Origin of the sequence: Myxococcus llanfairpwllgwyngyllgogerychwyrndrobwllllantysiliogogogochensis (assembly GCF_006636215.1) — a bacterium.
In the GTDB taxonomy this organism is placed as follows: Bacteria; Myxococcota; Myxococcia; order Myxococcales; family Myxococcaceae; genus Myxococcus; species Myxococcus llanfairpwllgwyngyllgogerychwyrndrobwllllantysiliogogogochensis.
The window spans coordinates 17,248-42,802 of sequence record NZ_VIFM01000015.1 but is presented as its reverse complement, the minus strand read 5'-3'; the positions used below and the strand labels follow the sequence as shown (position 1 = coordinate 42,802).

Here is a 25,555-nt window from a genome sequence, read left to right as displayed (position 1 = left end):
CAGGAGGTCGCGGGGTGACGGAGACGGAGATGAAGCTGGGGCTGTCGGGTCCTGACCTGCCAGTCCTGGTGCGGGCCATGGTCAGCCGACTCCTTCCGAAGACGTCCCCGAGCGCGCTCTCGGTGGACTTCACGGACCAGTCGCCCGGCGCGGACTGGCTGGAGACGCGCATGCTGAAGGCCCGGCGGCGCGCGAAGGCCGTCTGGGCGGGCGACTCCTGGAACTTCCTCCTCGTCGAGTCCCCCGTGGCCCTCGTCGCGGGGTCGCATGAGAGGGACGCGCGGCAGGTGCTCGCGGAGCTGGCGCCGCTGCCCTTCTTCCTGGCGTCGTTCGCCAGCCTGTTTTCGGACTGGAAGGTCGACGGCAAGGCGTACGCCGCGCCCATCCTGGATGACCTGCACTACCCGCACGGCTGGGGCTGTGCGTTCCGCGGCCAGGGCCACGCGCGGCTGGTGTCGCGCCGGTGGCTGGAGTTCGGACCGTGGCGCTTGTTGAAGGGGCCGGACGACGTCTCCCTGGTCCAGTTCCATGACCTGGAGGCGGACTCCGCCACGGCGCTCGCGGAGGCGAAGCCGGGCCATGCGCGCATGGGAGCCAACGCGGAGGGCGGCATCATCCGGTCCGGGTACAAGCGAAAGCACACGTTCGACGGCTTCTACGAGCCGAAGGACAAGCTGCTGCGCATGGTCATCCACGGCCGCGACGTGTCCGCGAGCGAGATGCTGGATGCGTGCTCGCTGCGTCTGGATGGCGCGGTGGGGCCCGGGCAGCCGCTGACACGCGTGGCGTATGTCTTCATGGAGCCGGAGCGGGCGCGCGCGCACCTGCACGAGCTGTGGCTGCGCGAGCTGGAGTGCTGGACGATTGAAATGGGCAAGGAGGTCCGGCTGGACAAGGACTACCGCCCGACACCGGTGAAGCCCGACTGGGTGAAGGTCGTGGAGGCCCGGGAAGCGGGCGCGACGAAGCGCTGAGCCCGGCGTTCCGCATTCCGGGCTTGCGTGGCGGCTTCGGGCTGGGAAACATGTTTCGCATGACCCAGCAAGCGGTGTCTCCCGCCGTGTCCGGTGTGTATGTGGTTCATCGCCAGGACGGTTTCGTCATCTCCGACGACTCCGCCCGCCTCGACGTGGACGTGGTGCATGGCTACCTGACGCGCTCGTACTGGAGCCCGGGTATTTCTCGTGCGCTGGTGGAGAAGGGGATTCGTCACTCGATGGTCTTCGGCCTGTATGGCGCGGACGGCGCGCAGGTGGGTTACGCGCGTGTCGTCACGGACCGGATGTCGTTCGCCTATCTCTGTGACGTGTTCATCCTGGAGACGCAGCAGGGCAAGGGCCTGGGCAAGTGGCTGATGGAGGTCGTCTTCGCCCATCCGGACCTCCAGGGGCTGCGGCGCTTCCTGCTGGCCACGCGGGACGCCCACGGACTGTATGCCCAGTATGGCTTCACGCCCCTGAAGAGCCCGGACCGGTTCATGGAGCGGCATGACCCGGACGTGTACAGCCGGACGTAGCGGGATTCGGTTGGCCCATGGTTCGCATTCGTCCCGGAGGGCTCCGTAGACTGGAGCCCTCGCGGGAGGTGCGGCGTGGAGCGTGTCCGGTCTCAGTCAGGGCTTCGTGAAGAGGACGCGGGCGCGGCGTGTGTGGTGTGTGACGCCATGCTGGAAGGTGCTCGTTGCGCCCATTGCGGCGCGGCCGTGGCGCCGGGCGGATATCGCGTCCTGCGGCTCATCTCGCAGTCTCCGCATGGTCGCGTGTACCTGGCGGTGGATGGGCAGGGGGCGCGTGTCGCGCTCAAGGAGCTGCTGTTCGCGCTGGTGCCCGGGGTGGAGCAACTCGACGCCTTCGAGCGGGAGGCCACGGTGCTGCGCTCGCTGGAGCACCCGGACATTCCGCGCTTCGTCGCGAGCTTCAAGGAAGGCAGTGGGGTGGGGACGCGCCTCTATCTCGCGCAGGAGCTGCTCGAAGGGGAGACGCTGCTCCAGCGCCTCACGCGCCGCCGGCTGGACGAGGCGGAGGCGTGGACGCTGGCGGAGCAGGTGCTTCAGACGCTCTCGGCGCTGCATCGGCGCACGCCCGCGCTGGTGCATCGCGACGTGAAGCCGGCGAATCTCATCCTCCGGCCGGATGGACGCGTGGCGCTGGTGGACTTCGGCGCGGCCCGTCACCTGTCGCGCGATGTGACACATGGGTCCACGCTGGTGGGGACGTTCGGGTACATGCCGCCCGAGCAGCTCGGTGGCACGGTGGAGCCCTCCAGTGACCTCTACGCGCTGGGGGCGACGCTGGTCCATGCCCTCAGTGGACGCGAGCCCGCGGACCTCGTCGACGAGGGACTGGTGTTGTCGTTCGAGCAGCACCTCCAGGTCTCCGAGCCGCTCCGTGTCTTCTTGAGCAGGCTGCTCGCGCCGAAGCGCTCGGCGCGGTTCTCCTCGGCGGTGGAGGCGCTCTCCGCGCTGCGGGCGTCGGTCGAGGCACTGACGGTCGAGCCCTCCACGCCAGTCGTTTCGGCCTCCTCGGACGAGGGAGCGAAGGCGTCAGGTGAAGGGCGGGAGCGGAGCGGTGCGCATCCGCCCGTGGAGTCCACCGTCGAAGCCTCGGCGGCCGTACCCGTCACTGTCGAGAAGGCCGAGGAGCGTGCTCAGCCCCCACTCGAGGTGGTCACCGCTCATGAGGAGACAGAGGTCACTCGCGGGTCCTCGCAATGGAGCAACCCGCGTTGGGTCTTCGCCATACTGGCCTTGACGGCCTTGCTGGTGGGCCTGATTCGGCTCATGCCGCACCGAGGAGGCAGTGAGGTGATGGTCGTCGACTTTCCGGACTGGGGCAGCCCGTCCTACAGCCCACCGCAATCCCAGCCGGCAAGCCCCGCAGGCCATGAGAAGCGCCGCTGGTTCGAGCTGCCCTGGTCAAGTGGCTCGCCGTCAAGTGGCTCGCCTTCGTACTGACGCCGCGGGCCCGGCGCACCTCACCCCGACGCCCTCCCTCCTGAGTCATTTTCGTCTCGGGTGAGCGGTCAGCCAGCCGCGCGTGGGTGGTGACTCGCGGCTCCTCGCGCACGGGACGCGCGGTCCTCGGTACACAGCCCCCCTGTTTCAGTTTCACCCGGCCGCCGTGCTTACATCGCGCCGCGCTGGCCCCGTGCTTGCTCTCTCGCTGAGCTGGCTCCCGCCGCCGCACGACACCCCATGTCCTCAAACGAATCCGAACCCACCCCGCCGAGACCTCGGCTCGCTCGCCGCATCTTCGGTGAGCTTCGCTGGACGCCTCCCACCTGGGCCGCCGTGCTGGGCCACGCCCTCGCCCGCTTCGCGCGCGCCGTGTTCGGCTGGGTCCGCCGCAATCCCAAGCGCATCGCGCTGTCGGTCGTCGCCCTGGGGCTGCTCGTCGTCGCGGCGGATGCCGGCTATCGCTGGTATCAGAGCCGGCCTCAGCCGGTGCGCTACTCGCTCAGCGCCACGTCTCCCTCGTTGACGCCGCTCGACGACGGCACGCCTCGGTGGGACTCGGTGCACGTGCGGTTCACCGGCTCGGTGGCCCCGCTGGAAGCCATCGGCAAGCCGGTGACGGCGGGCATCACCCTCAAGCCCGAGCATCCTGGAACGTGGCGCTGGTCGAATGACCGGACGCTCTCCTTCGTTCCGGGTGCCGACTGGGGCGTGGGGCAGGAGTACCGCGTCACGCTGGACCGCTCGCTCTTCCCCGAGCACATCCTGCTCGAGTCCTACGAGACGCTGTTCCGCTCGGAGCCCTTCACCGCGTCCATCAACAGCATGGAGTTCTACGAGGACCCGCGCAATCCGAAGGAGAAGCGCGTGGTGGCCACGGTGGCCTTCTCGCATCCGGTGGACCCGGCTTCGCTCGTGCGCAACCTCTCGCTGCGTTTCGACGTGCCCAAGGAAGGGCTGCTGGGCTCCCGTCCCCAAGAGCACAAGTTCAACGTCACCTACGACAAGCTGAAGGGACAGGCCTACCTCCAGTCGGACCTCATCCCCATCCCCGACAAGGAGGCCACCATGGTGTTGCGGATGGCGTCCGGCGTCCAGGCCGCGCGGGGAGGCAAGGGGACCGAAGGGATACAGGAACGGCAGGTCACCATCCCCGGCATGTTCAGCTACTTCCGCGTGTCGGGCACCCACGTGTCGCTCGTGCGCAATGACCGCTACGAGCCCGAGCAGGTGCTCATCGTCAACCTGACCACGGGGGTCACCGAGGAGGAGCTGCGAAAGAATCTCCAGGTCTGGGTGCTGCCCAAGGACAAGCCCGCCACCGCGGACGAGGCCGCGCGCACCAACCATTCCTGGAGCGATGCGCGGCTCATCGGCGACGAGCTGCTCGCGAAGGCGGAGAAACTGGCGCTGGACCCGGTGCCCGCGGACAAGGAACACGCCACGCTGCACAGCTTCCGCATCCGCGCGGACGTGGGCCGCTACCTCTACATCCGGCTCAAGAAGGGCACCCGCTCCGCCGGCGGCTACGTGCTGGCCGAGGAGTTCAACAGCACCGAGTCCGTGCCGCGCTTCCCCGAGGAGGTGAGCATCCTCCACGAGGGCGCGCTGCTCAGCCTCGCCGGTGAGAAGAAGGTCACCGTCCTCTCACGTGACGTCCAGGCGCTGCGCTTCCAGTTGGGCCGCGTGCTGCCGGACCAGCTCAACCACCTGGTGAGTCAGACAGAGGGCCGCTTCGCGCACCCCAGCTTCAGCAACTACCGCTTCGACGAGCAGAACATCACCGAGAGCTTCTCCGTGGTGCGCCCGCTGGAAGGCGTGGGCCGGGGCAAGGCGCAGTACGCCGCGTTCGATTTGACGGAGTACCTCACCCCCGCGAACAACCCTTCGGCCCGGCGGGGCCTGTTCTTCTTCAAGGTGCAGAGCTGGGACGCCGCGCACAATCGGACGACGGGCAAGGAGGACTCACGGCTCCTGCTGGTGACGGACCTGGGTCTGGTGGTGAAGGACAGCGCGGATGGCTCGCATGACCTCTTCGTGCAGTCGCTCGGCGCGGGGCTCCCCGCCGAAGGCGTCACGGTGAGCGTGCTGGGCAAGAACGGCCTGCCGGTGCTCAGCGCGACCACCGATGCGGACGGCCACGTGGCCTTCCCCAAGCTGACCGACTTCACGCGCGAGCAGACGCCCATCGCCTATCTGGCGCGCAAGGGTGAGGACTTCGCCTTCCTTCCCTTCAATCGCTCGGACCGGCAGCTCAACTTCAGCCGCTTCGACGTGGGCGGCATGACGAGCGGCACCACGCCGGAGCGCCTGACGGCCTTCCTCTTCTCGGACCGGGGCCTGTACCGACCCGGCGACACCTTCCACGTCGCCATGGTGGTGAAGCCCTCCGACTGGAGCCAGCCGCCCACGGGCGTGCCGCTGGAGGCCTCCGTCACGGACCCTCGCGGCCTGGAGGTGCACAAGCAGAAGCTCTCCCTCTCCGCCACCGGACTGGAGTCGCTCCAGTACACGACGGAGGAGACGTCTCCCACGGGCCACTACGCGGTGAACCTGTACGTGGTGAAGGATGGACTGCGAGGCAGCCTGCTCGGCTCGACGCAGGTGCGCGTGGAGGAGTTCCTCCCGGACCGGATGCGCATCACCACGCGCTTCGAAACCGACCGGCTCGAAGGCTGGGTGCCGCCCCAGGGGCTCAAGGGCCGGGTGACACTGAAGAACCTCTTCGGCATCGCCGCAGCGGACCGGCGAGTGTCCGCGGAGCTGTCTTTCAGCCCTGCGTATCCCGGCTTCCGTCAGTACCCGGGCTACACCTTCCATGACCCGATGATGGCGACGCGCAGCTTCAGCGAGCGCCTGGAGGACTCGACCACCAACGACGAGGGCGAGGTGGAGCTGGAGCTGGGCCTGGAGAAGTTCGAGAAGGCGACGTGGCGCGTGTCGCTGCTCGCGGAGGGCTACGAGGCCGAGGGCGGGCGAGGCGTGTCCTCCGAGGCCTCCGTGCTGGTGTCTCCCCTGCCGTACCTTGTCGGCTTCAAGCCGGATGGTGGGCTGACGTACCTGAGCCAGGGCTCGGCGCGCTCGGTGGACTTCATCGCGGTGGACCCGACGCTGAAGAAGAAGGCCGTGCAGGGGCTCAAGGCGGAGCTCGTCGAGCGGCGCTGGGTGTCCGTCCTCACGCAGCAGCCCAATGGCACGTACGCCTACCAGTCCGCGCGCCGCGACACCGTGCTGCGCACGCGGGAGCTGACCATCAGTGAGGCTGGCTTCAAGTACGCGCTGTCCACGGAGCAGCCGGGCGACTTCGTGGTGGTGGTGAAGGACGGGGAGGGCACGGAGCTCAGCCGCGTGGACTATACGGTGGCGGGCCACGCCAACCTCACGCGCACGCTGGAGAAGAACGCGGAGCTGGAGGTGAAGCTCTCCCGTCAGGACTACGCGCCGGGGGATGAAATCGAGCTGAACATCAAGGCGCCGTACACCGGCGCGGGCCTCATCACCCTGGAGCGCGAGCGCGTCCACGCATGGGTCTGGTTCAAGGCGGACGCCACCAGCACCGTGCAGAAGATTCGCCTCCCGCCGGGCCTGGAGGGCAACGGGTACGTCAACGTCACCTTCGTGCGCGCCATGGACTCGCAGGAAATCTTCATGAGTCCGCTGAGCTACGGCGTGGTGCCGTTCTCCGTGAGCAAGGACAGCCGCGTCCTGCAGGTGACGCTGACCAGCGCGGAGAAGGGGCGTCCGGGAGAGCCGTACCGCATCCGCTACAAGGGCAACCGGCCGGGCCGCGCCGTCGTGTACGCGGTGGACGAGGGCATCCTCCAGGTGGCGAGCTACTCGACGCCGGACCCGCTGGCGCACTTCTTCAAGAAGCGCGCGCTGGAGGTGCGCACGGGGCAGATTCTGGACCTGCTCCTGCCGGAGTTCTCCGTCTCCAAGGCCGTGTCCTCCATGGGTGGCGACGACGAGGGCATGGCGGCCATCGGCAAGAACCTCAACCCCTTCAAGCGCAAGAGGGACAAGCCGGTGGCGTACTGGTCCGGCGTCGTCGATATCGACGAGACGGAGCGCGAGCTCGTCTACCCCGTGCCGGACAGCTTCAACGGGGAGCTGCGGGTGATGGCGGTCGCCGTGGGACAGGAGTCCGTGGGCGCTTCCACGCGCCGCGCCGTCATCCGGGGCCCCTTCGTCATCACCCCCAGCGTGCCCACCTTCGTCGCCCCCGGGGACGAGTTCAACGTGGGCGTGGCGGTGGCCAACAGCGTGGAGGGCGCGGGCAAGGGGAGCGAGGTGACGCTGGAGCTGAAGACCTCCGAGCACCTGGAGGTCCTGGACGAGGCCCGGCGCACGCTGAAAATCGATGAGGGCCGCGAAGGGAGCACCACGTTCCGGGTGCGCGCGAAGTCCGTCCTCGGCTCGGGGACGCTGACCTTCACCTCATCGCTGGGCAAGGAGAAGGGTCGGCAGTCCGTGGACCTGAGCGTCCGTCCGGCCGTGCCCTACCTGACGTCCGTGAAGGGCGGCTACGTGAAGGACGGCGAGGCGGACCTCGCGGTGCCCCGGAAGATGCACGGCGCCTTCCGCACGCTGGAGGTGAGCGCGTCCCCCATGCCGCTGGGCCTGGCGCGCGGCCTGTCCGCGTACCTGGAGAAGTACCCCTACGGTTGCACCGAGCAGCTCGTCAGCCGCGCCTTCCCGGCGGTGACGTTGAAGGGACGCCGCGAGCTTTTGGGCCAGGGGCCGCAGGTGGCCGACGCCAGCTTCGCCGCCGCGCTCCACACGCTGCGCACCCGGCAGAACGACGAGGGCGCCTTCGGCTTGTGGGCCGCCAACTCGTACGCGCCCGTGCTGCCGAGCATCTACGCGCTGCACTTCCTCACCGAGGCGAAGGAGCGCGGCTTCGCGGTACCCGCCGACATGATGAACCGGGGCCTCACGTGGCTGGGCACGCTGGCGGAGCGCGAGCCGCAGGACCTCACCCAGGCGCGCAACGTGGCCTATGCGCAGTACGTGCTCACCCGCAACGGCAAGGTGCAGGGCTCGGCGGTGAATGTCCTGCGCGAGTGGCTGGACGCGAACGCCGCGGAGACGTGGCCGGTGGACCTGACGGCGGCGTATGTCGGCGCCACGTACAAGCTGCTCAAGCAGGAGAAGGAAGCCACACGCGCGATGAAGAAGGTGCTCATCGGCGCTCCCCAGGAGAACGACTACGCGGCGCTCTACGACGGGCTCGTCTACGACGCGCAGGTGCTCTACCTGATATCGCGCCACTTCCCCGAGCGGCTCCCCAGCATCACCGGGGCGATGCTGGTGTCGCTGGCGAAGCCGCTCGGAGAGGAGCGCTTCAACACGCTGTCCTCCGCGTACGCCATCCTCGGCCTGGAGGCCTACGCGAAGGCGCTGGGTGAGCAGGGCACGCCGTCGCGCGCGGGCGTGGCCCTGCTGGAGAAGGTGGCGGACACCTTGCGTCCGCTGACGGTGCCAGAGGGACTCTTCCCCAAGGTCGCCTTCTCCGAGCAGGCCACCTCCGTCCGGGTGAAGAGCGGGGCGAGCGCGCCGCTGTTCTTCCAGGTGACGCAGGCGGGCTACGACGCGCAGGTTCCCACGGCGCCCATCATCGAGAAGCTGGAGGTGCAGCGCGAGCTGAGGAGCCTGGACGGCAAGGTGGTGACGGACGTCCCGCTGGGCGGCGAGGTGGAGGTGCACCTCAAGCTTCGCGGGCTGCAGGGCAACATGTCCCACATCGCCATCACCGACCTGCTGCCAGGAGGCTTCGAGGTGGTGCTGGAGCGGCCCGCGCCTCCCGAGCCCGAACCCGAGGCCGAGCCCGAGTCGGAGGGCGACTCCGAATATGGCGAGGGTGACAGCTCCTCCGAAGGGGACGAGTCCTACGAGGGCGGCGGGTCCGAGGACGAGTCGCAGGACAACTCCTACCGGGAGCCGGAGCCCGCACCCGTGGCCGGTGGGTGGCTGCCGCCGGTGGGCAGCGACCGCTCCAGCTTCAGCCCCGAGTACGTGGACGTGCGCGAGGACCGAGTGGTGCTCTATGGCACGGCGGGTACCACCGTCACGGAGTTCATCTACCGCATCAAGGCGACCAACGCGGGCCGCTTCGTGATGCCTCCGGCCTTCGCCGAGGGCATGTATGACCGGAGTGTCAAGGCTCGCTCGGTGGCGTCTCAGGTGACGGTGACAGCGCCGTGATTCGACGGGGGTGGCGCAAGCTGCTGGGGGTGGTGCTGGGGCTCGCGGCGCTGTACGTCGCGGTGCCCCGGCCGCCGCTGCGCGAGGGGCTGGGCTTCTCGCAGGCGGTGTTCGACCACGAAGGCCGGCTCTTGCGCCTCACCCTGTCGCCCGACGAGAAGTACCGGCTGTGGGTGCCGCTGGAGCGCATCCCCGCGACGCTCGTGGAGGCCACGCTGCTCCACGAGGACCAGCACTTCCGCTCGCACCCGGGCATCAACCCCGTGGCCCTGGGGCGCGCGGTGTGGAGCACGTACCTGACGGGCGGGCGGCGCATGGGCGGCTCCACGCTCACCATGCAGCTGGCGCGCATCCGCTATGGCATCGAGTCGCGCACGCCCGGCGGCAAGGTCCTGCAGATGCTGCGGGCGCTGCAGTTGGAATGCACCTGGTCCAAGGATGAACTGCTGGAGGCGTACCTCAACCTGGCGCCCTACGGCCGCAACGTGGAGGGCGTGGGCGCGGCCAGCCTCGTGTACTTCGGCCGGGACGTGGCCCGGCTGACGCTGGGCGAGTCGCTCACCCTGGCTGTCATTCCGCAGAGCCCCGCGCGCAGGGACCCGGGTCGGGACTCGGGAGCGCTGACGGCCGCGCGGCTGCGCCTCTTCGAGCGCTGGCGGGTGGAGCACCCCGAGGACACGGAGCGCCGGCCGCTGCTGGCCCAGCCGCTCCCGGTGCACCAGCCGGAGGACCTGCCCTTCCTCGCGCCGCACTTCGTGGGCAGCGTGCTGCGGCGGGCCCCTGTGGGCGCGAGCCTGACGAGCACGTTGGATTTGCCCCTGCAACGACTGCTGGAGCGCCACGTCCGGCAGTACGTGGAGCGCCGGCGCGACATGGGCATCCGCAACGCGGTGGCGATGCTGGTGGACTGGCGGTCGATGGAGGTGCGCGCGGCGGTGGGCTCGGTGGACTTCTTCGACGCGCGCATCGAGGGCCAGGTGGATGGCACGCACGCGAAGCGCTCGCCGGGCTCCGCGCTCAAGCCGTTCATCTACGGGCTGGCCTTCGACGAGGGCCTGCTGCACCCACGCACCATGTTGAAGGACTCGCCGCTGGGCTTCCGGGGGTATGACCCGGAGAACTTCGACGGGGAGTTCGCGGGACCGCTCCCGGCGGTGGAGGCGCTGGTGCGCAGCCGCAACGTTCCGGCGGTGGCGCTGACGAAGCAGCTGCGCGCCCCGGGCCTGCATGGCTTCTTGCGCAAGGCGGGCGTGACGGGCCTGCGCGACGAGCAGCACTACGGCCTCTCCCTGGCGCTGGGCTCCGCCGAAGTCACCATGGCGGAGCTGGTGGAGCTGTACGCGATGCTGGGCCAAGGCGGCCACCTGCGCCCGCTGCGCTGGACGGTGGACGCTCCCGTGGAAGAGGGCGTGAAGCTGCTGAGCCCGGAGGCCAGCTTCCTGGTACTGGAGTCCCTGGCCACGGCGAATCGGCCCTCACAGTCCTTTCGCTCGGAGTGGACGCGCGACACGGTGCCCGTGGCGTGGAAGACGGGGACGTCCACCGGGTTCCGGGACGCGTGGAGCGTGGGCGTGGTGGGGCCCTACGTCGTGGCGGTGTGGGTGGGGAACTTCGACGGGCAGCCCAACCCGGCCTTCGTGGGACAGACGGCCGCCGCGCCGCTGATGTTCGAGCTGGTGGACTCGGTGCGCTCGCGCGACGCGGAGGTGCGCCGCGTGCTCCAGACGCCTCCGGAGGGCGTGAGTCGCGTGCGCGTGTGCGCGCTGTCCGGGGGGCTGCCGGGGCCGCACTGCTCACGCAAGGTGGACACGTGGTTCATCCCGGGCACCTCGCCCATCCACACCTGTGACGTACACCGCGAGGTGTGGGTGGACACTCGCTCGGGGCTGAGGGCGTGTGGACCGGGGCCCTCCACCCGCGCGGAGGTGTTCGAGTTCTGGCCGTCGGACCTGCTGCGGCTGTTCCAGAAGGCGGGCCTTCCCCGGCGCGTGCCGCCTCCGGAGGGCGAGGACTGTGGCCTGGAGCGCAGCGCCAGCACGGGCACCGCGCCGCGCATCACCACGCCCGAGGAAGGCGTGGACTACAACCTGCGGGCGTCGTCGGAGTCCTCGCGCGCGGTGCCGCTGTCGGCCGTGACGGACGCGGACGTGCGGCGGGTGTTCTGGTTCGTGGACGAGCAGCTGGTGGGCACGGCCTCGCGGGGTGAGCCACTTCAGTGGGACGCGAAACCAGGGACGTACGTGGTACGGGCGGTGGATGACCGGGGCCGCTCGGACGCGAGGACGTTGCGGGTTCGCGTCGTGCGCTGACCCAACGGGCGCGGGCCGGGCTATCCTCGGCGGGACGAGGAGTGGCCATGGCGAACGGACAGAGGCGGGGCGGTGGGCCCGGCCGGAGCGAGGAGACGCGCATCGCGCCCGAGGAGGATGAGGACGCGACGCGGGACATCCCGTCGTCCTACCGCCCGGAGGAGACGCGTCTGGCGCCCCCGGAGCCGCCCCATCCCGAGACGCGCATCGGCCCCCTCGACGCGCAGGAGGAAATCATCACCGACGTGCGCAAGGGCCAGGCCGCGGAGGCTCGCGGTGGCCGTGCCACGGGCGCGCGCCCCTCCGAGCCACGCGCGGGTGGTCGAGGCCAGGAGGTCATTCAGACGGAAGCGCGCGGGGCAGGCCGGGGCCAGGAAGCCATCCTCACGGAGGCACGCGCGGGAAGTCGGGCGCAGGCGGGCGGTGCGTCGGAGTCGCGGGGGGGCCGAGGTCAGGAGTCCATCCTCACCGAAGCGCGAGGAACCGGCAGGGGCGCGGCAAGTGGAGCGTCGGACGCACGGGGCGGTGGCCGAGGCCAGGAGGCCATCCTCACCGAAGCGCGAGGAACCGGCAGGAGCGCCACGGGCGCACGCGGACGGGGACCCGAGGTCTCCGCTGCGGACGACGACGAGGACACCTCGGCCACGGGCGTGCACGGTGGCAACGACGAGGAATACCAGCTCTTCACCACGGGCGAGGGTCGGGGCGACGATGCGCTGCCGCCCTTCGCCACCGAGATTCGAGGAAGTGGATCCCCGGCGGCTCCCGCCACGGAGCTGCGCCCACCCGCGCCTCCGATGCTCAGGGCCTCGCCGTCAAAGCCCCCCCCCGCCGCGAAGGCAACGGGCTGGCTGTCGAAGGGGGGCGAAAAGCCGCCCTCACAAGGCCTCACGGCGGGCGTGGTGCGCCTCAGTCCACTTGAGCCGGCCGCTGGCAAGGTGGTCGCCGCCGCGGAGGAAGGCCCCGCGCTGCGGACAATGTTCGCAAACCACTCCGCCCTGCTCGCGGAGCAGCTGCGCGACGCCCTGGCGAAGAAGATGTATGGGCGCGGGCCGCATCGCGTGCTGCGCATCGACGACCCCGAGGGCCCGAGCACCGCGGGCGGCAAGCTGGCCCGCCAGTCCATCTCCCTGGTTCCGCGCAAGGGCTCCGGCCCGTCCGTCGTGTGCGGCTGGGTGGACGTGTCGAAGCGCGAGGCCCAGCTGCGCAGCTTCGAGGGCGTGGCGAAGCGCTACGAGTCCCACCACGGCGAGCCCCTGGAGCTTGCGCCCGAGGAGTACGAGCGCTTCCTCCATGACGTGGAGGACGTGCTCGTCAAGGCGGTCATGAAGGTCCGCCTCATCGTCCCCGAGGAGCAGGTCGGCGTGGGACAGGCGGCGATGGCCGTGAAGGCCCAGTCGCGAGGCGGCGTCCCCATGATTCTGGTGCTGCTCCTCATGGGGGCGGCCTTCGCGCTGGGCCTCTTCGTGGGACGCACGCCCGGCTGACGCTACGCCGGGGGCGGCGCCTCACGCACCCAGTGCCGGTGCGCGGCGATGGCCTTGGCGAACATCTGCCCGAAGCCTCGCGTCTCGTTCCTGGCGCTGCGCACGACGCCCATCGAGTCATCCAGTCCCTTGGCCATGGGCTGCGACAGGCCCGCCGCGTCCAGCAGCGTGGTGGCCGCGCCGGACAGCGCCAGCGCCTTGCAGTGGACGTAGGCCTCGCGCACGAAGTCCACCGCGAGCGGCAGCTTCTTCAGCGCCGTCACGCTCTTGTCTCCGCCGGGGACATAGACGGCGTCGAAGAGCACGGACGACGTGTTCTGGAACGTCTTCACCGGCGTCTCCTTGCTCCCGTCCGCGCTGGAGACCGGGGCGAGCGTGGGGCCCACGATTTCGACCAGGGCGCCCAGCCCCTCCAGCGTCTTGCGCACCTGGGACAGCTCCTTGCCCGCGAAGCCATCCGCGACGAGCACCGCCACCTTGCGCGTCTTGATGGAGTCGTGCGGTGTGTTCTCCATGCTGAGCGCCGGGGACGCCTTCAGCCTGGGCGCGGGCTTGCCCGCCGACGCGTCCGAGGCCTTGGGTGGCTTCGGTGGGGCGACACCCACCGCGCGAGCCACCCGCTCGGCCATCTGCCGGTCGATGTTCACCAGAATCTGGTTCACCACGCGCTCGCGAATCTCCGCGCGCTCCACCTTGCTCACCTCGAACTCGACCGCGGAGATGAGGTGCTCGCGCTCCGGCTTCGACAGGCTGTTGAAGAAGAGCGTGGCCTGGCTGAAGTGGTCCCCGAAGCTGCCGCTGCGCGCGCGAATCTTGTGCCCCTCCACGCGCTCCTGCCGGTGGACGAAGGCCGACTTGGGGTCGGCCAGCATCGGGCAGCCGCCGCCCAGGGAGTTGGGGTGGTAGTTGGCCCGGCTGGTGTTGATGGTCTGCCGGCCGAAGCCATCCTGCTGGTGGTTGTTCACCGGGCAGACGGGCTTGTTGATGGGCAGCTCCGCGAAGTTGGGACCGCCCAGGCGCGTCAACTGCGTGTCCAGGTAGGAGAAGATTCGCGCCTGGAGCAGCGGGTCATTGGTGAAGTCGATGCCCGGGACGATGTTGGCCACGCAGAAGGCCACCTGCTCCGTCTCCGCGAAGAAGTTGTCCGGGTTGCGGTCCAGCACCAGCTTGCCGACCTTCTGCACGGGCACCAGCTCCTCGGGCAGGAGCTTCGTCGCGTCCAGCAGGTCAAAGCCATACTTCAGCTCGTCGCCTTCCGGAACCAGCTGGATGCCCAGCTCGTACTCGGGGAAGTTCCCCTGCTCAATCGCATCCCACAAGTCTCGGCGGTGGAAATCCGGGTCCTTGCCGGACACCTTCTGCGCCTCGTCCCAGACGAGCGAGTGCGTGCCCAGCACGGGCTTCCAATGGAACTTCACCAGCGTGGCCTTGCCCTTGGCGTTGACCAGTCGGTAGGTGTGGACGCCAAAGCCTTCCATGTGCCGGAAGCCGCGCGGAATGGCCCGGTCCGACATGAGCCACATCACCATGTGCGCCGTCTCCGGCACCAACGAGACGAAGTCCCACAGCGAGTCGTGCGCCGAGGACGCCTGCGGAATCTCGTTGTGCGGCTCCGGCTTCACCGAGTGGACGAAGTCGGGGAACTTGATGCCGTCCTGGATGAAGAAGACGGGCATGTTGTTGCCCACCAGGTCGTAGTTGCCCTCGGGCGTGTAGAACTTGGTGGCGAAGCCGCGCACGTCGCGCACGGTGTCCGCCGAGCCGCGTGAGCCTCCCACGGTGGAGAAGCGCACGAAGACGGGCGTGCGCAGGCTGGGGTCGGTGAGGAAGCGCGCCTGGGTATAGCGCTCCAGGGACTCGTAGACCTGGAAGTATCCATGGGCGCCCGCGCCGCGCGCGTGGACGGCGCGCTCGGGGATTCGCTCGTGGTCGAAGCGGGTCATCTTCTCGCGGAAGTGGAAGTCCTCCAGGAGCGTGGGGCCGCGCAGGCCCGCCTTCAGCGAGTTGTCCGTGTCCGAGATGCGGATGCCCTGGTCCGTCGTCAGCACCGTGTCTTCCTGGCGTGCGCGGTATGCCTCCAGTTGCTCGTTCTTGCTGGGGGGCGGAGGGTTCGGCTTCGACGGAGTCTTGCGCGGCGGCATGAGGGCTCCCAGGGGAAGGAAACGCGCCGGGAACTGGCGCGCTCGCGGTCTACGCCCGCCGTCGTGTGCCAGGGAAAGAGAGGCTCCATCGAAGGGAGCGAGCGTTCACCACCCGCCAGGTCGGGTCCTCGGAGGTGTCAGCGGTCGACACTGCATGCGGCCCACGCGAGGACGCCCCCGCGCGTGGACCCGGGGGGACCACGACACAGGGGCGTCGGGAAGACGGCCGTCGTGCTGGGAGGCGACTACGGCGTGGGCTGCGCGACGACGGGCTGCGTGCCCGCGGCGGCGGCGGCCTCGGCGGCGGCGGCGAGCTCGGCGGCGGCCTTCTCCGCCTCCGCCTTCGCGGCGGCCACGCGCGCGGCCTCGGCCTCGGCGCGCTTCTTCGTCTCCGCCTCCACCACCGTCTTGAGATTCGCGAAGCCCGACTCGAAGTCCTTGCCCACCATCGCGTCCATGTCCATGACCATGCACATCGCCTTGGCGATGAAGCCGTTGGTGCCCGTCATGCTCCAGACGACCTCGGTGCCGCCCTCCACGGGCTTGAAGGCGAAGGTGGTGATGCTGGTGGCGGCGAAGGGCTTGATGAACTCCAGCTTGATGCGGGCCAGTTCGTTGGGCTTGCTCTCCTCGATGGTCATCCGACCCTCGCCCACGTCGTCATTGCCCGTCCACCCATAGATGGCGCCAACGCCCGACGCCGCGCCGGAGTGCGTCCGCGTCATGTTCGGGTCCAACCGCTCCCACGGAGACCACGCGGCCCACAGGTGGAAGTCATTCACCTGCGCGAAGACGATGTCCGGGCTCGCCGGCAGCGTCGCCGTGCGCTGCACGGTGAACTCCGAGGGGCGCGTGGCGATGATGCCCGCCAGGATGAGCAGCAGGGCGGCGAGGCCAATGAGAATCTTCTTGAGCATGGGGTGTGGAGTCCTTGTTCGGGGGCGGCCAGCAGGGCGCCTGACCGGTGGCGCGTCATAGAGGCTGCGGGCCATCCGACACAAGGCACCCCATGTCAAAGGCAGGACCTCCCAGGTTTCATCGGAGGTGAAATGAAACGGGGCCCGACGCGCATGCACTGCGTCGGGCCCCGCACGATGACGCGCCTGGTGGGGGCGCGAGTGACTCAGTTGTAGGTGGCGGTGTAGGTGCCGGCCAGGGCGCCGTCGACGAAGGCGAAGTCCACGCCCTTGATGGTGCGCGTCACCGTCGTCACGGCGGAGCCCGCGCGGGTGACGGACAGCAGCGTGCGGCCCGTCGTGGTGCGGGTGGGGACCATGAGGGACAGGTTGCGCGCGGGGCTCGTCACGTTGAAGGTGAGCACCGTGCCGGTGAAGGCCAGGGAGGACACCTGGGTGGCCTCGCGTGCATCGAGCCACTCCAGCAGTTGCTTCGCGGTGATGACCGGAACGCCGTCACGCTTCGCGGACGCGATGATGGCGGCCGAGCCGGAGGAGCCGGCCGACGGCTGCGAGTCGACGTGCATGTTGGCGTTGAAGGCGCCGTAGTAGCCCTTGGTGCCCAGCGCGTTGGCCAGCAGCGTGTCGATGTGCAGCGGATAGGACTGACCGGACTCGTCAGTCATCTGCGTGGCGAGCTGGTAGACGTCCAGCGGGGTGCCGTCCAGGTCCGCGAAGCGCATGGCCAGGCCGGAGCCGGTGAACATGCCCGGGCGGTCCTGCACCCAGTATTCCGGCCAGTAGTAGTAGTTGGTGTCCATGCGGATGCCGTGCAGGCGCGACACCTTGGGCTGGGTGGACCAGTCGCTGAACGCGATGCAGTGCGTGCGATTGGTGACGGGCGCGGGGACGGCGGGGAAGGCGGACGCGAAGCTCGCCAGCTGCGGGGTGAAGAAGTTCGGGTTCAGGGTGTTGGCCGTGTAGTCCGCGCAGCCGGTGTTGATGTGCAGCGCGTACTCGAAGCCCTGCGCCACGTAGCCGTTGGCCTGGGTGGTGCTCAGTCCGCCCACGTAGTCGTAGATGGTGCCGCGGATGCACTCCCAGTCGTCCACGCTGCACCCGGACGTGCTGTCGGCGAGGTACTGGTTCCAGCGCTGGGTGGAGGCGCCGCCCGGGTGTCCGTCGCCCGTCATCACCACGACGGCCTTCTTGGAGCGGGGGAAGTACCAGAGGCGCGGCAGCGGCGTGGTGCTCGTCTGGTGCAGCACGTTGGCGAGCAGGCGCTGCTGCTCGTCCGCCTGGGGAATCTGGACCTTGCCCAGGTTCACCCAGTCCAGCTGCGGGTCGAAGGACGCGTTGCCGTAGAACATGTCGCTGGCGCGCGCGCCCGGACCAATGGAGGAGCCGTCCCGGTTCTGTCCCTGCCAGGCGGGGTTGCCCTGGCGGGTGTAGATGACGGACTTCGCCAGGTCATACATGAAGGCGGTGGCGGTGCCGGTGCCCACGGTGCGCTGGCTGACGGCGGTGTACGCCGTCGCGTTGGTGGCATCCGCGTACAGCGTGGCGACGGTGCGCGTGCCAGCCACCACGGTCCGCAGGTCGGCGAGGCCGTGGTACTGCATCGTCTCCGCGGTGATGCCCGTGCCCGGCGCCTGGGTGGCGTTGACCAGGATGTAGCCATTGGCCTGCGTGCCTTGAGAGGCATTGAGGCCGAGCAGGGACTGGAGGTTCGCCGCGGGCCGCAGGGCGACGAGGCTGCCACCGGCGGTGACCCAGTTGGTGACGAGCGTCACCTGGGCCGCGCTCAGCGTCTGCTCTCCGAGCACCAGCACCTTGTAGTCATTGAGGGAGACGGAGACGCCGATGTTGCCGGCGTCGGTGGTGGCGAAGGCGGCGATGCCCTCGGCCTCCAGGATTTCGCGCAGGTAGTCGGTGAAGGGGTTGCCGGGGGAGGTGGCCACGAGCACCGGGCCCGCGCCGTGGACGCCCGGACGGGGCGGCGGCCCATTGGACTCGAAGACGACGTCCACCCAGTAGTTGGAGTTCTGGTAGCTGCCGTTGGGGAACGTGGACGTGGAGCCATAGACGAAGACGCCGTTGCCGCCGGCCGTCGTGGCCCCGGGCAGGGCGTGCAGCGGAGGGGCGTCCACGCCGGCGGTGAGGCCGTTGTTGTCGAACGAGTAGCCACCGAGCGGCGCGAAGTACGACGCCACGTAGGTGGTGCCGGCGGTGATGGCGACGGGGGTGGAGAACGTCACCTCCTGCCAGCCCGCGGCCGTCTCGTTGGTGAAGGTGGCGGAGGCCAGGGGCGCACCGGCGGCGCTCCACAGGTTGCCCACGTGGGTGCCGTTGTTGCCGCTGCCCTTGTAGAAGCGCACGCCCTTCACCTGTCCGTCCACGTCCGCGCGGAACTTCACGCCCACTTCGATGGCGGCGGTGTCATTGGCGGTGGCGGTGCCGGGGGTGGCCGTGGCGGCGAAGAGGCGGAAGGTGTTGCCCGGGGGCTGCGTCGGGGGCTGCGCGCCGGTGGCCTGGAAGACGACGTCCACCCAGTAGTTGGAGTTGCCGAAGCTGTTGACGGGGAAGGAGCCCGCGGCGCCGTAGGTGTAGACGCCGTTGCCGCCGCTGGTGCTGCCGGGCAGCGCGAAGAGGGGCGGGGTGTCCTGGCCGCTGGCGAGGCCGCCGTTGTCGAACGCGTACGAGCCGACAGGGGCGTGGTACGAGGCGATGTAGGTGGTGTTGGCGGCGATGGCGACGGGGGTGGAGAACGTCACCTGCTGCCAGCCGGTGGCCGTCTCGGCGGTGAAGGTGGCGAAGGCCAGGCGCTGCCCGTTGGCGCTCCAGAGGCTGCCCACGTGGGTGCCGGTGTTGGCGGCGCCCTTGTAGAAGCGCACGCCCAGCACGTTGCCACTCACGTTCGTCTTGAACTTCATGCCCAGCTCCACCGGGAGGGCGTCATTGGTGACGGAGGCGACGGCGGGCGTGGCGGTGGAGGGCCACAGGGTGACGGGGGCGGCGGGGCGGAAGACGACGTCCACCCAGTAGTTGGAGCTGCCGAAGCTGCTCGTCGGGAAGGAGCCCGCGGCGCCGTAGGTGAAGACGCCGTTGCCGCCGCTGGTGCCGCTCGCGAGCGCGTGCAGGGGAGGGGAGTCCACGGCCGACGCCAGGCCTCCGCTGGTGAAGCCGTAGGCTCCGCCGGGCGCGTGGTACGAGGCGATGTACGTGGTGCCGGCGCTGATGCGCACGGGCGTGGAGAACGTCACCTGCTGCCAGCCGGAGGCCGTCTCACCGGTGAAGGTGGCGAAGGCGAGGCGCACGCCGGCGGCGCTCCAGAGACTTCCCACGTGGGTGCCGGTGTTGGCGGTGCCCTTGTAGAAGCGGATGCCGAGGATGTCTCCCTCGATGTCTGACTGGAACTTCACGCCGAGCTCCACGGCGGCGAAGTCATTGGTGACGGAGGGGACGGCGGGCGCGGAGGCGGGGGCGAACAGCGTGTACGTCGTCTGGGCGCGCGCGGCGGTGGGCAGCGCGAGCAGGACAGTCGCGAGCAGCGCCAGCGCGTGGACGCGTGGCTGTCGCGAGACCCGGGTGGGTCGTGGCTTCGAGGGTGTCATTCGGACTTCTCCTTGGGGGGGCACGACGAGACAGGGGGCCGCAGAGGCCGCGGCATCTTGCTGGTTGTCCCTGACACCGACAATGCCGTGAGCGGTGGGCTCACATGTTATTTCCGTATTACGCGATTTTTATATGCGCGCGCCACGGCGCGTGAGTCCGCGCTGGGATTTGTCACTGAATCAAGACAGGCGGCCGAGCCGCTCGCCTGAATACCGCGGGGGCGCCAGCGCGTTCCCACGAGACGCCGCTTCGTTCCGTGAGGACGCGGCTTCGCGCGAGCCTCATGCGCTGTCGCCCCGGAGGCTCGACTTCCCTCTTATTCAGTGTCCTGGCGTCCGACTTGCAGTCGTCTGACACATGAGTGGCTACCATTGTCGCAACTGTGGTCGGAACACCAGCAGGCACAATCCCGTCCTCCAGTGTTCCGGGTGCAAGGAGGCGATGTCGGCGTACTGCGCGAACTGTGAGAGCAGTTATACGTCGAGCAATATCGGCACGAAGTGCGGGTGCGGAGAGCCGCTCGTCGAGGATCCTGATTACAGGACGCGCATCGAGCGCGAGGCGAAACGGATAGATGCGGAGGATGATGGGGGGCCACCACCGCCCCCCGTCGGGCCCAGGCGTGCCGGTCCGCCTCCCCTCGTGCTGCCCATTCCCTTCGCCTCGCCGAAACCTCCGGGGCCTTCAGGTCCTTCGGGTCCTCCACCCTCCGCGCTGGCGAGGCCCGGGCTCAGCCTCATTCCCAATATCATCCACGGGACCTGGGCCGGCGGAGGCTCTATCGCGGCGACGAAGACCCTCAAGGGAATCACGAGCTGGCTGGAGAAGACCCAGGCCACGCCAGACCATCAGGTGTGGATCTGGTGGGACGACGCGCACGTCTTCAACATGCACGTGCGCAAGATTCTCAAGAAATACCCCAAGGCGCGCGCGCAATACGATCTCAGTGCCGCGCACGACCCCCTGCACGTGCGTGGGACGGTCCGCCCTGGGCGTGACCTGCACAACCTGCGAGTCCTCTCGAAAGGGATGGCTCCGGACGAGAAGCTCGCCCTGGCCAGGGACCTCATCGACGAAGCGGCCGATGACCTGGAGCCCCTGCGTGCGCTGGAGCGCGCGCACCCCGGGCGATTCAGACTCTGCAACCTCCGCTCACACGAGTTCCTGACGGGCATGCACTTCCTCAACATGGATGCCTATGACCAGGAGCTGACCCTGCGCGGAATGTTCGCGGCCGCGGCGTCCGACATCCTCCGCTACGAGGTGCTCTACAACTACGGCGGGGTCTACATGGATGTCGACATCGACCTGCTCTCCGCGTTCGGAAGACTCGAGGTCGATCCCGCGTGCGCCCTGGTGGGAATCACCCCGGACCGCGAGGGCGCGGCGTCCGCCGCCAGGTGGCCCGGCCGCGAGCGGATCGCCACGACCCCGGCCTACGCCGGCAAGAGCCTCTATCTCAGCAACTGCATCGTGGCGGCGGCTCCCCGCAGTCTGCTCATCGATGCCATGCGACAGACCATTCGTCTGGCCTATCGAATCATTGGGGGGAGGGCCCCACGGGAGGCGTTCGCGCTCGATCCCGACCATCGGCTCGCGGGCTATTGGATGGACCACACCACGGGCTCCACGCTCGACCTGACCGGGCCCAACATGGTGCGAGACCTCCTCTGGCTGTGTGCCAATCACACTCCCTGGGAGCAGTTGCCGGACGAGTGCATCACCCGTCTCTGCGCCTCCCTGGAGCCATCCAAGGCACCGGGACCGAAAGCGTCGGCTTCGTCGTCGGGCGCTTCCGCCAGCGCATCCTCCCCTTTTGATCGTGTGGCCGAGGTCTGGCGGGACGACGTGCGCGAACACGTCCCGTTCTGGCAATGGGTCGCGGCGAATGCGACCTTCCCCATGGCCCATGTCGAATGCGTGACGGCCGCCGCGCGCGTGAGTGATTGCGATGTGGCGAATCTCCAGGTGGTGTCCGCGAGGGTACTCAAGGCCCCGGAGCGTGAGCCCTTCCACTTCCTGCACTTCCCGGGCATCCCCAGGGGGGGCGCGCTCAGGGGCATGCTGAATGACCTTCATACGAATCACAAGATAGACACCCCGTTGCCCTTGACCCTCAAGGTAGACGAAGAGATCGTCTGGGGCTCTGTCCGCTGGAGGGTCGCCGAGGTGGGCAAGCAGAAGGGCTTTGTCGAGGGCAGGAAGCCCGTCGTTCTGATACGCCTCTGACCCTTCGGGCAGCTCCAAGGGACCCATGTGGCTCGTCATGGGTCCCGGCCTCCTCAATCCCCCGCGACTAGTGGCCGGACTGCGCGCCGACGGTGCGGCCATTCAGCGGCTGCACGGGGCGGTTGTTCGGGTTGATGTGCGGCAGGCGCTCGAACGCGCCAATCTGCGCGTCGGACATCTGGATGGGGTGCTTCATCACGAACCACTGGAGTCCCTCGCTGCAGGGGGGGCGTGGTGAGCGAACCCGCGTACTGGAAGAACGCCCGGTTGGAGGGCAGGAGCGCGGTGGCGTTGACGAGCGCACCGGCCGGCGCGCTCTCCTCCCCCTCGTGTCGGGGCAGGTGTCGGAAGGCGGTGAACAGCGCCGCGTTCACGAAGCCCTCCTCGATGAGCACGCCCACGACCACCTTCGGAGTTCCCTGGGCGTCGGTGTGCACCAGGTGGACTTCCAGCGGGTAGCTCACGCCATCCTTGGTGTGCTCGCTGGGGGTGTTCATGACGTGAGGCTCACAGGGCGTCGTGCCGTGATTGGCCCCTTTGGGAAATGTCTCGCATTTCTCAGGGGTCGCAATGAAACGAAAAAGGGTCGCGGACACACAGGGGTGTGTCCGCGACCCAGGCACTTTCAGTTACGGTGGTGTGTGTGCGATTAGTGCTGGAAGAACGCCGGGGCGAACGCGTCGGTGGGCGCGTTGTCCACGAAGTTCTTGTCGTCGAGCTTCACGGGCGTCGTGGTGTCCGAGGTCTCGTTGAGGACCAGGTCCCTCACGAAGGCGGTGAACTCCACGCCCGCGTCCGTCCCCGCATCCGTGCCCGCGTCAGTCCCCGCATCCGCGCCTGCGTCGGGGTGAGGCGGAAACGGGGAGCGGTCATCGTCGTCGTCGCTGCATCCCGTGTAGGCCAGCGCGGCCCCCAGGAGCAGCACACAGCTCATTGCTCGGAGCGTGCTCATGGGCTCACGTCCCGTCGCCGTTGGCACCCGCCTGCGGCGTGGTGAGATAGGGGAAGACGGCGTCGAACTGCGAGGCATCCTGGAGCACGGCGTCATGGAACGGGACGTTGCGCGCGGGGGCCTGCGTGTCGTTCGCGAGCAGGTAGCCCATGGACACGCGCAGCGCCACGTCCACCACGTCATCGCCGGGCCGGCGGCCGTTGGGGAAGCCCGCCGGGTCACACCCTGGATTGGCCAGGGTGAGCTGGCCATTGACGAAGCAGGCGGCGGCGCCCAGGTTGTTCTGGTTCGCCTTCACCGTGGCGGGCAGCGCGGTGTTGAGTCGCTGCATCTCCGCGGTGGAGCCGTTCGCGTTGACGCTGGTCACACCCGTGAGGAAGGCGGCCACCAGGTCCGCGCGAGGGAAGACGGTGGGAGCCCTCACGCCCGCGCCGCCGAAGAGCAGCTCCAGGATGGCGGGCAGGGTGGGGTGGGTGACGTAGTCGGCGAACTGGGCGTCGTCCTTCGGCTCGCTGGCGTTGAAGCGGTCCTTGTCCTTGATGCCGATGACCACCTCGTTGACCAGCGGCATGCCCAGGCGGCTCACCTGCGTCCACGCGCCCCCCTCACGGGAGGGCACGGTGTACGACGCGGTGGGGTTGATGGCGCGGGCCTGACGGACGCTGGCCGCCGTCCATCCGCCGATGACGTCCTGGGTGCCCGCCTTGAGGCAGGAGATGGGGACCTCGAGCGCCAGCGTGGTGATGTTCTTCTTCGCCAGCGGGTTTGGGACGGCGTTGCGGGCGTTCGGGTCGGTGATGACCGCGGGAGGCGCGTTCACCAGGTCGAACACGGGGCCCAGGTTCACGGCGAAGGGCTCGCGACGCTGGCCGACGAACAGCTTCGCGGTGCCCGTGCAACCCGGGATGTTGACGTTGTGGATGTGCTGGCGGGCGTAGGTCTCGTACGTGGCGGCGTTGCCCAGCGACTTGGTGCCCACGTAGTCCGCCGGCTTCGGGAAGAGGGCGGTGTGGCCGGCGGTGTTCGTCACGTCCTGTCCGGCCGCCGCGCGGCGAGGGCCTCGGACGACCTTGACGGTGTAGTTCTCCTGGACGTTCTGCGCGCTCCGGTCCGCGCTGGTGATGGCGCCCACGTTGGTGAAGGGCACGGACACGCTCTTCGTGCTGCCGTTGTTGCCCACGTTCAGCGTGATGCCATTGGGGCCGTTCAGGTTGTTGGTGAACCGGAACTGGAAGGTGATGTCCTCGATGGCATCCCCGTTGTTGTCGACGAGGATTTCGTAGAGGGCATCGGGGTCCAACGAGAAGTAGTTGGGGCCGCCGTACGCGTCCTGGAGGGGCAGGTAGTTGGCGATGAGCGTGACGTAGTCCCCACGGCCCGGCTCATAGCTGCGGAACATGTAGAAATCGGTGGCGTCGACCTTGGGCATCCGGGTGATGAAGGGGGCTTCACGATGACTGGAGGCGTGGGCGGTCGGTACGAGCAGCGCCGCCGCGAGCGCCAGTGCGCTCGCGAGTTGTCGTCTTTGCATGCGTGTCTCCACAACGTTGGGGGCAAATCCCACCGACGGGCCAGGGGCTGCGCCGGACATCCGGTGGTGAATGCAATACGGGGATGCGACGTGATTGGATGGGTCAGAGCGGAAGGACGCTCAGGTCCAGCGCTCGCTCCGCGAGCCACACGCAGGCGATGAGGCCGATGGCCGCCGAGCCCCCGACGAGTATCGCGCGGCGATACATGGACGCGCCGCGCAGCAGGAAGGCGACGGGGAGGAAGACGGCGACGCAGGCGAGCTGTCCCAACTCCACGCCCACGTTGAAGCCCAGGAGCGTCGTGGCGAGTCCCCCGGCGGGCAGGCCCAGGTCGGCGAGCACCGACGCGAAGCCGAAGCCATGCAGCAGGCCCAGCGCGAAGGCCACGGCCCAGCGGGTGCCTCGAACCCGAGGAAAGACATTGTTGGCCGCCGCGAGGATGACGCTCACCGCGATGGCGGACTCGACGAGTCGGGAGGGCAGGGACACGAGCCCGAGCGCGGCGACGCTCAACGTGAGTGAGTGGGCCACGGTGAACGCCGACACCACCTTCACGACGTCGCGCAGCGCGGGGCCGAACCTGTCCACGGGCTCCCATCCGCCCGTCGGTGAGCGCCTCAGGACGGAGGGCAGCAGCAGCGCCAGCAGGAACAGCAGGTGGTCCAGGCCCGCCCAGATGTGCTCGACACCGGAGTGCACCATGCCGCCGAAGTGGCTCCATGCGGACAGCCTCGCGAGGGGAATCTCCACCGCGTGGCGTGACGCGGACAGGATGAGCGTGCCCTGTCCCTGCTCACCTGTGACCTGGACGACGCCTCGGTGCTGCGGGTCGCGGTCGAACAGGAGGGTGTAGTCGAGCGTCAGCATCGAGGGTTCGACGGGGCAGGCCGCGCGGAAGTCGAGCACCGCGTAGGCCCCGTCGGAGTGACGCGCGACACGAAGGTCGCCCTCGGCGGTGGTGGGGCAGGGCATGCCGGCCGTGCCCAGCGACAGCCGTGACAGGACATGACGGGCGATGTCCTCCTGGCGGGTGCGCACCTCGCCCCAGGCGAGCGCGCCGTCTCCGTTGGAGTCGAGGCCCAGCACCGTGTCCAGGTCCCTGAGCGCCACGTCCCACCGGCCGTTGAAGCCGTGCGCGGCGCGTTCGAGGTGCAGGTAGCTGTCGCTGGGCTTGTGAGCCAGGGCGATGGCGGGCAGCAGGACGAGCAGGGCGAGGATGCGGTTCATGGCGCGGTCT

14 protein-coding genes and 1 pseudogene are annotated in these 25,555 nt (G+C 69.0%); 7 read left to right on the top strand and 8 right to left on the bottom strand.

The window, feature by feature from the left end; translation table 11 throughout:
• The first annotated feature begins 14 nt into the window (after positions 1-14).
• From FJV41_RS05780 to FJV41_RS53505, 6 genes are all read left to right on the top strand, one after another.
• Positions 15-974 (top strand): hypothetical protein, encoded by a 960-nt coding sequence (locus FJV41_RS05780; RefSeq protein WP_141641401.1) that lies wholly within the window; start codon positions 15-17, stop codon positions 972-974.
• A 59-nt stretch (positions 975-1,033) separates the two neighbouring features.
• Positions 1,034-1,516 carry a GNAT family N-acetyltransferase gene (locus FJV41_RS05775; protein ID WP_141641400.1) on the top strand — a complete coding sequence of 161 codons (483 nt, stop codon included), beginning with the start codon at positions 1,034-1,036 and terminating at the stop codon, positions 1,514-1,516.
• 75 nt (positions 1,517-1,591) lie between these two features.
• Entirely contained in the window at positions 1,592-2,953 is a 1,362-nt protein-coding gene (locus tag FJV41_RS05770) for a serine/threonine protein kinase (RefSeq protein WP_141641399.1), read from the top strand.
• A gap of 240 nt (positions 2,954-3,193) precedes the next feature.
• A complete protein-coding gene (locus FJV41_RS05765; protein WP_141641398.1) occupies positions 3,194-9,157 on the top strand; it encodes an alpha-2-macroglobulin family protein in 5,964 nt (1,987 codons plus the stop codon).
• A complete protein-coding gene (pbpC, locus tag FJV41_RS05760; protein ID WP_141641397.1) occupies positions 9,154-11,466 on the top strand; it encodes a penicillin-binding protein 1C in 2,313 nt (770 codons plus the stop codon). Before FJV41_RS05765 ends, pbpC begins: the two co-directional genes overlap by 4 nt.
• Before the next feature lie 47 nt (positions 11,467-11,513).
• On the top strand, positions 11,514-12,953 hold the full coding sequence (locus tag FJV41_RS53505) for a hypothetical protein (protein ID WP_246137021.1): 1,440 nt from the start codon (positions 11,514-11,516) through the stop codon (positions 12,951-12,953).
• A 2-nt stretch (positions 12,954-12,955) separates the two neighbouring features.
• On the opposite strand, the gene FJV41_RS05750 is transcribed toward FJV41_RS53505, so the two are convergent.
• The 3 genes from FJV41_RS05750 to FJV41_RS05740 all read right to left on the bottom strand — a co-directional run bounded on the left by FJV41_RS05750 (position 12,956) and on the right by FJV41_RS05740 (position 19,604).
• On the bottom strand, positions 12,956-15,094 hold the full coding sequence (locus FJV41_RS05750) for a catalase (protein ID WP_141641396.1): 2,139 nt from the start codon (positions 15,092-15,094) through the stop codon (positions 12,956-12,958).
• Positions 15,095-15,339: 245 nt separating this feature from the next.
• Positions 15,340-16,011 carry an SRPBCC family protein gene (locus FJV41_RS05745; RefSeq protein WP_141641395.1) on the bottom strand — a complete coding sequence of 224 codons (672 nt, stop codon included), beginning with the start codon at positions 16,009-16,011 and terminating at the stop codon, positions 15,340-15,342.
• A gap of 206 nt (positions 16,012-16,217) precedes the next feature.
• A complete protein-coding gene (locus FJV41_RS05740; RefSeq protein WP_141641394.1) occupies positions 16,218-19,604 on the bottom strand; it encodes a DUF4082 domain-containing protein in 3,387 nt (1,128 codons plus the stop codon).
• 643 nt (positions 19,605-20,247) lie between these two features.
• On the opposite strand from FJV41_RS05740, the gene FJV41_RS05730 reads away from it, so the two are divergent.
• Positions 20,248-21,834 (top strand): TcdA/TcdB catalytic glycosyltransferase domain-containing protein, encoded by a 1,587-nt coding sequence (locus tag FJV41_RS05730; RefSeq protein ID WP_174485233.1) that lies wholly within the window; start codon positions 20,248-20,250, stop codon positions 21,832-21,834.
• Between the two features lie 67 nt (positions 21,835-21,901).
• Here the strand turns inward: FJV41_RS05730 and FJV41_RS54535 are convergent, their stop codons facing one another.
• The 5 genes and pseudogenes from FJV41_RS54535 to FJV41_RS05710 form a co-directional block, all read right to left on the bottom strand.
• Positions 21,902-22,030 carry a hypothetical protein gene (locus FJV41_RS54535; protein ID WP_281291380.1) on the bottom strand — a complete coding sequence of 43 codons (129 nt, stop codon included), beginning with the start codon at positions 22,028-22,030 and terminating at the stop codon, positions 21,902-21,904.
• Between the two features lie 94 nt (positions 22,031-22,124).
• A pseudogene (locus FJV41_RS54530) lies at positions 22,125-22,331 on the bottom strand (carbonic anhydrase family protein); the annotation flags it as partial.
• Positions 22,332-22,483: 152 nt separating this feature from the next.
• The gene (locus FJV41_RS05720; protein WP_141641391.1) at positions 22,484-22,786 is read right to left on the bottom strand and encodes a hypothetical protein; all 303 of its coding nucleotides are present in this window, start codon (positions 22,784-22,786) and stop codon (positions 22,484-22,486) included.
• Positions 22,787-22,790: 4 nt separating this feature from the next.
• A complete protein-coding gene (locus tag FJV41_RS05715; protein ID WP_141641390.1) occupies positions 22,791-24,317 on the bottom strand; it encodes a DUF4331 domain-containing protein in 1,527 nt (508 codons plus the stop codon).
• Between the two features lie 103 nt (positions 24,318-24,420).
• Positions 24,421-25,545: a HupE/UreJ family protein gene (locus tag FJV41_RS05710; protein WP_141641389.1), complete on the bottom strand. Its 1,125-nt coding sequence runs from the start codon at positions 25,543-25,545 to the stop codon at positions 24,421-24,423.
• Between the last annotated feature and the right edge of the window lie 10 nt (positions 25,546-25,555).